This is a genomic window from Candidatus Nitrospira nitrosa, assembly GCF_001458735.1.
GTDB lineage: Bacteria > Nitrospirota > Nitrospiria > Nitrospirales > Nitrospiraceae > Nitrospira_D > Nitrospira_D nitrosa.
In genome coordinates, this window is record NZ_CZQA01000008.1 from 714968 (window position 1) to 727365 (window position 12398).

Annotated in this window: 10 protein-coding genes; 3 read left to right on the top strand and 7 right to left on the bottom strand. The window is 55.4% G+C overall.

From position 1 onward, the window contains the following. The 7 genes from COMA1_RS12145 to COMA1_RS12175 all read right to left on the bottom strand — a co-directional run bounded on the left by COMA1_RS12145 (position 1) and on the right by COMA1_RS12175 (position 10021). Positions 1 to 714: a 2Fe-2S iron-sulfur cluster-binding protein gene (locus COMA1_RS12145; RefSeq protein ID WP_090748799.1), complete on the bottom strand. Its 714-nt coding sequence runs from the start codon at positions 712 to 714 to the stop codon at positions 1 to 3. A gap of 80 nt (positions 715 to 794) precedes the next feature. Continuing rightward, positions 795 to 3026, bottom strand: coding sequence for an NADP-dependent isocitrate dehydrogenase (locus tag COMA1_RS12150; RefSeq protein WP_090748801.1), 2232 nt, complete (start codon positions 3024 to 3026; stop codon positions 795 to 797). A 24-nt stretch (positions 3027 to 3050) separates the two neighbouring features. Further along, positions 3051 to 5297 (bottom strand): aconitate hydratase, encoded by a 2247-nt coding sequence (locus COMA1_RS12155; protein WP_090748803.1) that lies wholly within the window; start codon positions 5295 to 5297, stop codon positions 3051 to 3053. Between the two features lie 78 nt (positions 5298 to 5375). Continuing rightward, positions 5376 to 7196: a citrate/2-methylcitrate synthase gene (locus COMA1_RS12160; protein ID WP_090748805.1), complete on the bottom strand. Its 1821-nt coding sequence runs from the start codon at positions 7194 to 7196 to the stop codon at positions 5376 to 5378. A 75-nt stretch (positions 7197 to 7271) separates the two neighbouring features. Next, positions 7272 to 8468, bottom strand: a complete 1197-nt coding sequence (locus tag COMA1_RS12165) for an ATP citrate lyase citrate-binding domain-containing protein (RefSeq protein ID WP_090748807.1) — start codon at positions 8466 to 8468, stop codon at positions 7272 to 7274. A gap of 173 nt (positions 8469 to 8641) precedes the next feature. Beyond that, on the bottom strand, positions 8642 to 9487 hold the full coding sequence (gene mutM / locus COMA1_RS12170; protein ID WP_176698012.1) for a bifunctional DNA-formamidopyrimidine glycosylase/DNA-(apurinic or apyrimidinic site) lyase: 846 nt from the start codon (positions 9485 to 9487) through the stop codon (positions 8642 to 8644). A gap of 102 nt (positions 9488 to 9589) precedes the next feature. Next, a complete protein-coding gene (locus COMA1_RS12175) occupies positions 9590 to 10021 on the bottom strand; it encodes a dual specificity protein phosphatase family protein (RefSeq protein ID WP_090748811.1) in 432 nt (143 codons plus the stop codon). A 64-nt stretch (positions 10022 to 10085) separates the two neighbouring features. Here COMA1_RS12175 and COMA1_RS12180 point away from each other — a divergent pair, with 64 nt between their 5' ends. From COMA1_RS12180 to COMA1_RS12190, 3 genes are all read left to right on the top strand, one after another. Beyond that, positions 10086 to 10481 carry a hypothetical protein gene (locus tag COMA1_RS12180; RefSeq protein ID WP_245631043.1) on the top strand — a complete coding sequence of 132 codons (396 nt, stop codon included), beginning with the start codon at positions 10086 to 10088 and terminating at the stop codon, positions 10479 to 10481. A 38-nt stretch (positions 10482 to 10519) separates the two neighbouring features. Continuing rightward, positions 10520 to 10699, top strand: coding sequence for a hypothetical protein (locus tag COMA1_RS12185; protein WP_090748813.1), 180 nt, complete (start codon positions 10520 to 10522; stop codon positions 10697 to 10699). Between the two features lie 222 nt (positions 10700 to 10921). Further along, positions 10922 to 11938 (top strand): IS110 family RNA-guided transposase, encoded by a 1017-nt coding sequence (locus COMA1_RS12190; protein WP_090742717.1) that lies wholly within the window; start codon positions 10922 to 10924, stop codon positions 11936 to 11938. Positions 11939 to 12398 lie beyond the last annotated feature (460 nt).

Genomic DNA, 12398 nt, shown 5'->3' on the forward strand with positions numbered 1-12398 from the left:
CTATTTCACCGTTGCACAATGTTCGGCCAATTCTTTCTCATTCATTTTGAGAATCTTGGCCCATTCGTTCTTAAACGTGCCATCTTGAATCTCTTTGATTCTGGTGTCGAGCCCGGCCGGCTTGTCAGTAAAATGCGCTCCCTGCGCACGGCTGACATAAAGGGCGACGAGATTCGGCGCAATGTCGGCAATGCAGACCGGCGTGCACATGCCGCACATGACACAATCCATAAACATCTCGGAAACGCTCTTGAAGTCGCCGAAAACGGCCTTCCAGACCCCTTCCCGCACATCGATTTTCTGCGGGCAGGCCTCGGTACAGGCATTACAATTTCGGCACAGCGGCGCTTCCGGATAGAGATTGAACAAATCTTGTTTGGGGTCTTGAAGTGCCTGAATGTCGTACGTGGCCTTCCGGGCTGGGAAGGGTGGCATCATCGTAAACGACATGCCGTCCTGTACCGCCATCTGACAGGCGAGGCAGGTTCTCACTTTTGGGTCATCTTTCGTCCGATAGTACGTGGCACAGGCGCCGCAGAATCCACCAAGGCAACCCACGCCACGCACGACATCGATCCCGGCATACCACATCGCACGGACGACAGTAATCCCCTCCGGTACGTCAACTTTCTTGCCGGCAATTTCGATCGTAACCATCCGAGGCTTCATGACCTCAGGTTGATCGATCACATTCTCGCTTGATTCTTGAGCCATTGTTAAAACCAGTGCGGGGTGAACGGTAAGGAGTGAGGTGAAACTCTACACCTCACTTCTCACCCCTTCCTTCTCATTTTTTACACAAATGAATCAATGATCTTATTCAACGTGGCGCTCGGCCGCATCGCCTTCGCCGCCTTCGCATCGTCCGGGTGATAATACCCGCCCACGTCCTGCGGCTTCCCTTGCGCTGCGATGAGTTCCTGATCGATTATTTTTTCGCTGTCCGTCAAATCCTTCGCGATCTTTGCGAACTTCTCGGCAATCTTCTTATCCGCCGTCTGCCCCGCCAAGGCCTGCGCCCAGTAGAGGGCCAAGTAGAAATGGCTCCCACGGTTATCGATCTCTCCGACTTTCCTGGCTGGCGATTTGTTGCTTTCCAGGAACTTAGCATTGGCCTGATCCAGTGCGTCCGCCAATATCTTCGCCACGGGATTGTTCCCGGCCTTTGCCAAGTGCTCCAACGAAGCGACCAGCGCGAGGAATTCACCCAGTGAATCCCAACGCAGGTAGCCCTCTTGCTCGAACTGCTGCACATGCTTCGGAGCCGATCCTCCTGCGCCTGTCTCGAACAACCCGCCTCCATTCAACAATGGGACGATCGAGAGCATCTTCGCACTGGTTCCGATTTCGAGAATCGGGAACAGGTCGGTGAGATAATCACGAAGTACATTGCCGGTGCAGGAAATCGTGTCCTTGCCTTCCTTCATCCGCTCGATGGAAAACCGGCACGCGTCGGCCGGTGACATGATCTTGATCTCAAGCCCCGCTGTATCGTGCTTCGGCAGGTAGGCATTTACCTTCTTGATCAATTCGGCATCATGAGCACGGTCCTTGTCCAACCAAAAAACTGCCGGCGCACCGGTTGCCCTTGCACGCGTGACGGCCAACTTGACCCAGTCTTGAATCGGGGCATCCTTGACCTGGCAGGCACGCCAGATATCGCCTTCTTCCACCTTATGCTCATGGATCGTCGCACCCGACGCATCCACGATGCGGATCGTGCCGCTGGCCGGGACCTTGAAGGTCTTATCATGTGAACCATACTCTTCCGCGGCCTGCGCCATCAACCCGACGTTGGGAATCGTCCCCATCGTCTTCGGATCAAAGGCACCTTTCTGCTTACAGAACTCCACCATCTCGTGATAGACCGGCGCGTAGCTTGCGTCAGGAATCACACATTTCACATCTTGAAGTTGACCCTGCGGATTCCACATCTTACCGGAATCACGGATTACCGGCGGCATAGAGGCGTCGATGATGATGTCACTCGGCACATGAAGATTCGTGATTCCTTTATCACTGTTCACCATCGCCATCGGCGGGCGCTTCTGATAGACCGCCTGAATATCCGCTTCAATTGTCTTCCGTTGCTCCTCCGGCAGTGACTTAATCTTGGCATACACGTCCCCAAGCCCGTTGTCCGGATCGACCCCGAGCTTCTTAAACGTTTCGCCGTGTTTTTCGAACACATCCTTGTAATAGACAGTCACGCCATGACCGAAGATCTTCGGGTCGGAGACCTTCATCATGGTGGCCTTCATGTGAAGCGAGAAGAGAACGCCCTTAGCCTTGGCATCCTCGATTTGCTCCTCTAAAAACTTTCGGAGCGCTTTCACGCTCATGAAGGTGGCATCGAGCACTTCCCCGGCCTGCAAGGCGATTTTCTCTTTTAGGACTGTCGCCTTTCCATCCGCTCCGACGAATTCGATCTTCGCCGTCGTGGCAGCGGTAATGGTGCGAGACTTTTCATTTGAAAAGAAATCGCCGCCCTTCATATGGGAGACATGGGTCTTTGAATCTGAAGACCAGGCTCCCATCTTATGCGGGTGCTTACGGGCATAGGCCTTGACGGAGAGCGGAGCACGGCGATCGGAATTGCCTTCGCGCAAGACCGGATTGACGGCACTCCCCTTCACCTTGTCGTAGCGGGTCTTGATGTCCTTTTCCTTGTCGTCCTTCGGATTCTCCGGATAGTCAGGCAGCTTGTAGCCCTGCTTCTGCAATTCCTTGATCGTGGCAACCAGCTGCGGGATGGAGGCACTGATGTTCGGCAGCTTAATGATATTGGCTTCAGGCGTCTTGGCCATTTCTCCAAGCTCCGCCAACGCATCATGCTGCTTCTGCTCCGGGGTCAGATATTCTGGGAAGACGGCAATGACGCGTCCCGCGAGTGAAATGTCGCGAAGCTCCACGGTCACGCCTGCCGCTTTTGTGAAGGCATTGATAATCGGCAAGAAGGAATAGGTCGCCAACATCGGCGCTTCATCCGTCTTTGTATAGATAATCTTGTCTGCTTTGCTTGCCATAACGCTCCCTCTTGGTGTGACTGTTTAGTTCAACGCATTGAGCGCCGAACCCGCCTTGAACCACGCGATCTGCTGTGCGGTGATGCTGTGGTTCGCCTGGATGGTGAGCGCGTTCCCATCCGCCTTGTGAATCGTTACCTGCACCGGCTTGCCAGGAGCCAGACTATTCAGCCCCGTCACACTGATGCGGTCCTGCTGCTCGATCTTCTCGTAGTCCTTCGGGTCAGCGAAGGTCAACGCCAAGATCCCTTGCTTTTTTAAATTGGTTTCGTGAATGCGTGCAAAACTCTTCGTAATCACGGCCCGCACGTTCAGAAACCTCGGCGACATCGCCGCATGCTCGCGGCTGCTGCCCTCGCCGTAATTTTCATCGCCAACCACGATCGATCCAATGCCCTTTGATTTATAGTCTCGAGCGATTTTCGCGATCGTCAGGTTTTCCTCACCAGTCAACACGTTGACCCCTTTCCCCGGCTCCGAAGCAAATGCATTATTCGCACCGAGGAACATGTTGTCACTGATCTTGTCCAAGTGGCCGCGGAACTTGAGCCAGGGGCCAGCAGGAGAAATATGGTCGGTCGTGGTCTTGCCCTTAGTCTTGATCAAGAGCGGCAGCTTGTCAAAATCCTTGCCATCCCATTTCGGGAACGGCTGCAATACTTGTAGCCGTTCACTGGTCGGCGGAAGATCGACAGTGAGTCCCTCACCATTTTCAGCCGGTGCCACATAGCCTTCTTCACCCTTCGCAAACCCCTTGGCCGGTAATTCTTCACCGACCGGAGCTTGGAGCTTGAATTCTTTGCCATCAGCGCCCTTGACCGCCTGATTAACCGGATCAAAGCCCAAATCACCGGTGATCGCGTATGCCGTGACGACCTCCGGACTTGCCAAGAACGACAGCGTTTCGCTGATCCCATCGTTCCGGCCAGGGAAATTCCGGTTGAAGGAGCTGACAATTGAATCGGCTTTGCCCTTGACCCCGTCCGCACGTTTCCACTGGCCGATGCAGGGACCGCACGAATTCGACAGGACGGTACCGCCGAGCTTTTCAAATGTCTCCAAGAATCCATCACGCTTCATCGTGTGGTAGATGCGCTCCGACCCTGGAGAAATGAGAAAGGAGGCTTTCGCCTTCAACCCAGCCTTCAATGCTTGCTGAGCCACATGGGCCGAGCGGCTGATGTCTTCGTAGGATGAATTGGTGCAGCTCCCGATCAAGGCTGCTTTCAATTCGACCGGATAACCTTTCTCTTGGGCTTCGGCTTTCAGCTTCGAAATCGGTCTGGCAAGGTCCGGCGTGTGCGGTCCCACCACATGGGGTTCGAGTTTTGAGAGGTCGATTTCAACAATCTGATCGTAATACTTTTCCGGAGCCTGCATCACCTCTGGATCAGCCGTCAACAAGGCCCTGTTCGCCTGGGCTACCTTCGCCAGATCAGCCCGATCCGTAATGGTCATATAATCGACCATCTTTTGATCGAATGGGAAGACCGATGTGGTCGCACCCAGCTCTGCGCCCATGTTGCAAATCGTACCCTTCCCTGTCGCGCTGATTGTTTCAGCGCCAGGACCAAAATATTCGACAATCTTATTGGTTCCACCCTTCACCGTCAGCAGGCCGCAGAGATAGAGGATCACATCTTTTGCAGAGGCCCAGCCACTCAGCTTACCGGTGAGCTTCACCCCGATCAATTTCGGATGGAGCACTTCCCAAGGCAAACCGGCCATCACTTCGCCGGCATCCGCGCCACCGACACCGATCGCCAAGCCTCCCAACCCACCGCCGTTCGGCGTGTGTGAATCGGTCCCGATGATCAAGCAGCCGGGGAATGCATAGTTTTCCAAGACTACCTGGTGGATGATCCCGGCACCTGGCTTCCAGAAGCCGATCCCGTACTTTTTGGCAGCGGACGCAAGGAAGTTATAAACCTCCCTATTTTCATCCAAGGCACGCGTGAGATCCTTCTCCGACCCCATTTCAGCACGGATTAAGTGGTCGCAGTGGATCGTACTCGGCACTGCAGCCTTTTTCTTGTTCGCCTGCATGAACTGCAGGACAGCCATCTGGGCCGTAGCGTCCTGCATCGCCACACGGTCCGGGCGCAGCGCCAACATGGCTTTGCCACGCTCCCAATTCTGTGTATCGAAGTTGTCAGCGTGCGAAACGAGAATCTTATCCGCCAGGGTCAACGGTCGTCCGAATTTCTTTCGAGCCTTTTCGAAGACTCCCGGCATCTTGGCATAGAGATTTTTGGCGAGATCCATGGACATGACTTATCTCCTTAGAGCTTGGAGTGCTGAGTGCCGAGAATAACTCCTCACTCAGAACTCAGCGCTGGTTACTCAGCACTATTTCAACGGCGGCACTTCCCGTCGCTTCGGGGCTGCATAATTCACCAGGTAATCGAACAGCCGGATCAAACGACTGTCCTGACGCTTCTGATCAACCCAGTGGCCGATCAATCCGATCGTGCGCGACAAGATGAAGAAGCCGTTCAAGCTGTCGACGGGGAAACCCAGGTCAACCAGAACCGCAGCCATCGTGCCGTCCACATTCAGAATCAAGTTATCTTTCTTCACTGCCGTGACTTGCTCAACAGCCAAGGCGAAATCGAGGCACGGCGTTTTGATGTGCAAGCTCTTCACGTAACCAACAAGCTCCTTTACCCGCTTGTCCGGATTACGCAAGCTCTTCACTCGGTGACCGATGCCCGGTACCGGGCCGACATTTTTCTTCATGTAAGCCAGAAACTCGTCCACATTCATCTTGTTGTCGACCGCGTACTTGAACCAACGACCGGCGTCCGTCACCGCGCCACCGAAACGGGGCCCGATCATAATCAAGCCGGCAGCCACCGCTTGCGACAAGCCGATACCGGCGCAAGCCGCCAGAATCGTGGCGTAGGCGCCGCTGACACAAGGCCCGTGGTCAGCCGAGAGCATCATGATGCGCTTGATGATTTCCGCTTCCTGCTTTGAGATGAGGCGCTTGTCCCAGAGTAGGCCCATGACATGTGGAATTTCGTAGCCCTTATTGATCAACTCGGAAGCTGGGTAACCGTCGTAGCAAGGTTCGTCACCGCGATCGTCGCTGATCGTGGTCCGGATCAGCGGAGCCACCATCACTTCATCTGCCTTCATCGCCTCCTCGACGGACTTAGGCAACTTCGGCAGAACCGCCGGCTCCACCGGCTCTTTCACCTGACCGGACTTAAGCAGTTCTTGATAGGTTTCCTTGATGACCGGACCAAGCGCACCAAACGTCGGGGGGACAACGGCACCGGCCTTCTTGAGTGCATCAGACTTGGAACGAGCCGACCCCTCGCCCTTCATGCCTTCCTTGGCGCCTGCATGGCCGAACTTCATGCCCTTGGGCAAACTCTCCTGACAGAACCCGGAGACCACGCCGATCAACTTCACGCGACGCTTCTTCGCGCCATACCACTCCGCTGCACGTTCCTCGAGATCGCCGCCCATTTCGCCGACAATGACGACCGCCTTGGTTTGCGGATCGTTTTCGAACATCTCGAGGTAGCTCACATAGTCGGTCCCAGGATAGGCATCACCACCGATCCCGATAGCCGTCGTAATGCCATCGGCGAACTGCGAGCAGATCCAGATAATTTCGTTCGAGAGACCGCCGGACTTCGTAATAACGCCGAACGAACCTTCGCGATACAACTTCGAGAGGACGAGATTGTCGAACGCACCACCGATCACACCCAAACGGCAGGCTCCCGCCGAGATGATGCCGATTGAAGATGGGCCGTTGAACACCTTACCGAGCTTCCGCGCATGGGCGCCGAGCAATTTCGCGTCCTTTTCGGGCACACCTTCAGTGATCATCGAGACGACCTTGATGTTCGGATCGTCCAGCGCCTCCATGCCGCCCTTCATGGCGCGGTCGGCTCCGATGTAGACGAGGCTCGTGTTGATGGCGGGATGATTCTTCGTCGCGTCCGCGATCGTCTTGTAGATAGGGATCGCGATCAGTCCGCTGCCGTACGGTACTTCATTGGTCTTGCCGGCATCGGGCGGGTAGACGAATGCCTCGACCGTGAGGGGGCGCTTAATCAGGTAGCAAAACTCCGCCATCCGGCGGGCTGCATTGACACCGGCGGCACCACCCTGAATCACTACGCGGGTGTCTTTATTGGCCAGAATACTCATCGAAAGTCCTCCAACAGTGAAGCGTCCAGCGCTCGGCATTCAGCCGACCGCTGATGGCTAATAGCTGATAGCTCGTTACTTTTGTAACGCTTTATCGACGATGTCCGTCAGTGGGGTGTTGCGGTCGAAGACGTTGATGTCGAAGCCCTCGTCCTTGAGTGCGCGCATCGCATCGAGACCTTCCTTCTCACGCGGCCCGCCTCGGCGCACCCAGATCTTCACGCCCTTTAACTTGCCATCGCCCTTCGCTTTGCGAAATCCGTTAATGATGCCGCCGAAGGTCTTCTTGACGTCGGTAAAATTCGCAATCGCCCCACCAACGATGATGTTCTTGATACCGGGCAACGAACAGACTTTTTCCGTCAGTACTTCCACGGCCCAGTCCGGAGGATCGCCGGAATACTCAGCGTAGTTTGCCAGCTTGCCGCCACGTGCCACGACGGCATCGGAATAATAGACACTCGCGCCGCCACCGGCCGGCAGCATGGCCGTGTCCCCGCCTGGAATCTCGATAAACTTTACTGAGCCCTTGATCTTGCTGTCGACCGCCATGACTTCTACTTCATCCTTGCTGTAGGAACGGCCGAACTCAGCTGCAAATTGAAAGTTCCAATCCGGATGCCTGAACTTGGCGTCACCGTCCAGCAACGTGACCGCATCGAGCGCGACCAACTCGCCATCACTCTCGCGTGTCACGACGGGATTCACCTCGAGATACTGCGCATCCTCGCTATCGAAACAGGTAAACATCTTGCCCGAAAAATCGGCCATCTTTTTCGCGAGCGGGCCCGTAAATCCAGCCTCTTTTGAAAGTTTTTCAAGTTGACCCGCCGAGGGGGCCTGTCCGACTTCCAAGCAGAGACGTTTCACACGATCCCAGTTCGACTCAACTTCGATCCCACCGCAATTGGCGACAAGGATCTCGCTGCCTTCGCGGGTAGACTTCACCGCACAATAGTATTCCTCTTTATGTGGAACCATCTCTGAAACAATGACCTGCGACACAGTGATGCTGCCGACCTGCCGACCGAGCATTTCCTTTGTCGCAGCGATTGCACTGTTGAGATCCAAACCAACCTTGACTAGACCGAGCTTAAAACGTGAGCCGAGTGCCTCGTGCGCCTTCGCCACCAACTTCGAGGTCTTCATCCAGTCATTGGCTTGTCCGAGCTTGGTCAGTTCGTCAACGGACGTGACGACGACATAGTTGGGGACGTGAATCCCCCACTTCTTCATCAGCCCCATGCCGGGGCCTTCCAACACCTTAGCCATGCGAATTCTCCTTCGTAGTAACTTAGGCAAATAGGGGAGCGGGATTCTAGCTGAAACTGACAGGATGACTCAAGACGCCAGAGGAACTAATGGAGAGGGGATCAAAAGGCCTAGCAATGGACGATTTTCCGGAGATCGTCCTAAGCATTGAAAATATAACAAGGTTTTACGACCTATGCATGTCGTTTCAATCGCAGGGCCTGACAACGGGGACAAAAATATGAGCTTCGTTCTCCCCGAAGGCGTTGAATCACTCCACCACAGTGATTCGGACAAGGCCGACCCTCTTTCCCATAGACCAGATGCCTCCGCTTGTATTGCCCCTCGCTCCCATCAGGGGCAAAAAAGTCTCGCACACTCGATCCCCCATGCCTAATCGCCTCATCCAGAACCTTACACATGATCATATAAAGTGTTTCGATCTTGCGCACCGATAGCTGACTCACCTGGAGATTCGGGTGTAGACCAGCCCGGAAGAGAATCTCGTTTGCATAGATATTCCCGATGCCGGCAATGACTTGTTGATGCATCAGGAGGGCCTTGAGCCTCCCACGTCGCTCCTGCAACAGTCGCACAAAATCTGGCTGAGACACAGCCAATGGATCGAGCCCAAATCGGCGGGTGCGATACCGATCCAATCCCTCTTTGTCTAAGAGCGATAGACGTCCGAATCTGCGGGGGTTCCAGTACCGTAATTCTGGTTCGCGGCCCCCCTCGAACGACAGTTTCACATGAACGTGCTGTGGATGTTTCGTCGCGGTTGATTGGAACAACAGCAGGCCGGTCATCCCTAACTCGGCCACGACATAGCGACAAGTGTGACTATTCACAAATCCCAAGGCGACACTTTTGCCGAACCGTTCAACGGATCGGAGGGTCCCACCGCAATACCACCGCGCGGTGTCATATCCCTCTCGAACAATATCCGCTCGTCCGATCCACACATCGGTCAGCTGTGCTCCGAGGAGACCTGCACGGATTTGTCGAGCGACAACTTCAGCTTCGGGAAGTTCAGGCATCCTGTCACCGTCTTCTGAGCGGAAAATGTGCGGCATTAAGCCACGAGGGGGAGGGAAAGGCAAGATTCTGGGATGAAATCGAGGATGAAGTCGAGAATGACGTTACAAACCAGTCTGGTGAGACGACCTGGAGCGGCGGAGTTGACGAACCTGCTCAATGGCGACTTGTAAATTCGGCAGCGGCATGGCACCAGGGTGCCGTGTCATGACGAGTTTCAGCACTTCGTCGTAGGACCTCCCTTCCACACAACACAGGTAGGCCATAACGACGGAAACCGATCGCCCCATGCCGGCCCGGCAACACACCAGTTTTCGCTCTGTCGGTGCCCGCAATTCAAGCCATTGCACCGCTTCCATCAACTTGGCAGGATCAGCCTTAGCAAACTCTCGAAAAGGAATGTGGCAGTAATCCATCCAGGGGGCAGGGGTGACAACCAACTCTTCAGCCACCAATAACAGCGTACCGACGACCGCCGGTGGCTGCTGTGCATCGTCAATGTTTCCAACCAAGAGCTGATCCGTAATCATGTGCATGGCATGGTGAGTATAGCCTGCTCTGAAGGAGCGTCAAGCATTCTCACGAGCATTGCCACCCCAGTTGCGATTTCTTTTCCTTGCCCGCTATACTCCTCTTATGGTCACGCTCACGCAGCAAGAAGTGGAACGGCGGTTGGACACGGTCCCGTGCGCGATCTGTAAGCAGTCGAGTTTTGCCATCGATGAACGCTCTATGGGAGCTGACGGAGACTGGCGAGGCATCTGCAAGAAGTGTTTTTATACGTTTCCAGTCCATACCGACATGGAGTTTTATCTGCGGACACAACCAGATGTGCCATTCAGGCTCAAGGAGATCTCCTGCACCGCCTGCAATCACCGGGGTGTCAACCTGGACCTTCGAGCCACCCTGTCAGTACGGGACGCTTACTACTTTGTGACCTGTCGTGGATGTCAGCGACAGTTCGTCGAGAGATCTTCGTTGGAAGCCTTTGAATAAATCCGCTCCTGCTCCCGACGTTAGTGTATACTGAAACTATGAGTGACACGCCAAAACAACCAGACCTCACGTCGGAAGACAAACCCAAAGTGAGAAAAGAAATCCCCGTGTTTGCCATTCAGGACGATGATGCCATCATGGCTCAAGAAATGGCGGATCTCTTCGAAGAAGACAAGGTCTCTCACCAGCACGGCAGCTCAGAACCGGAAGCGGACTAGCCGGTTTAGCTCACAGCTTTCAGCCATCGGCTTTCAGCGCAATCGAACCTTTCATTTACACCAATTATGGGCAGTACTGGTCATCTTGCTCAACTCTAACCGCTGCCGCAAGACAACGGCTATTTACTTATACACCCGATAATCATCTCGAAGGCTCCTCTCTTGAAGAGTAGAGTCGTTGCTAACGCGACGGGCTCATCCACTTTAACCGAGGAGGTTGCGATGATGTGTTATGCGGGCATTGATCTCCATGCCACGAATAGTGTGCTGGTCGTGATTGATGAAGCGGATCGAGTGCTGTATCAGAAACGCCTCCGCAATGACCTGGCCGTGATCTTCACGGCCTTAACACCGTATCAGACCACGCTGCAGGGCGTGGTCGTTGAGTCCACCTATAATTGGTACTGGTTAGTCGACGGGCTCATGGAAGCAGGGTACCGGGTCCACCTCGCTCATGCACCAGCCCTGCCGCAGTATAGTGGGCTCAAGCATGTTGACGATCAACACGATGCGCAGTGGTTAGCCCATTTACTCCGGCTAGGTTTGCTCCCTACCGGGTACATTTACCCCAAAGCGGAACGGGCCGTGCGGGACTTGTTGCGGAAGCGCAGTCAGTTGGTTCGGCACAAGACCATGGTCGTGCTGAGCCTACAAAGCCTGCTGACACGACTGACTGGCAATCGGCTCTCCCTCCCTCGGCTTCGACAGCTCACCCCAGAGGGCATTCAGGCACTTGTGCCATTTCCCGAACATGTGCAATCGGTCAGCAGTTCGTTGGCTGTGCTGCAATGTCTGGAGCACGAGATTCACACGATTGAGGGCACGGTTCGGGAAGCGGGGCGGACTCAGCCGGGCTATGTGCTCTTACAGACCGTCCCCGGAATCGGGCCGATCTTGGCGGGCACCATTCTCCTGGAAGCCGGTGACCTGCGGCGGTTTGCGACCGTGGGACACTTCGCCTCCTACTGTCGCTGTGTCGGCAGCGAACATGTGAGTAACGGCAAACGCAAAGGGGCTGGCAACACGAAGAACGGCAACAAGTATTTAAGCTGGGCGTTCATCGAGGCGGCGCACTTCGCCATTCGCTATGAGGCCGTGATTCGCACGTATTATCAGCGCAAGCAGGCACGGACGCATCCCCTTGTGGCGCTGAAGGCCGTGGCCCATAAATTGGCGCGGGCCTGCTATCACATGCTCCGTGCGCAGGTGCCATTCGATCTGTCCCGCGCTTTTGGCTAGGCGCGGCAGAGCTGGGGGGAGCTGGGAGCTCGCAAAGGGGTTGAGGCCACACCTCGCACTCCCGATTAGCCCCGGTCTTCCCCCTTCAACTCCCTCGCCACTGGCGTGGGGACTGAGACGCCTCGACCGTGAGCCATGATGGGGTTGGCGCCAGCCCGCTGGTAGCCAGACGTCCTGTGCGTAGGTATGCTGGACACGGCCGGGAACCGACGGTTGTCTGGGGCACGAGGTGCCAGGGGCTGGAGTGGATCCCCGACGGGGCTCGCTCCCACGCCTTGATCCTGATGGGTGACTGGTGCGGCTCAAATCCGAGCTGACACTGCTGACGACGACAACCGGGATGCGACGGAGTCACGCGACCACCATGGCGAGGGAAGACGTCGTCGGAGACCTCGCCCCGTTTGTAGGATACGGAGGGCATGATCGGCTGTGCCCTCTTGACCGGAGCCTTCCTGCTGTT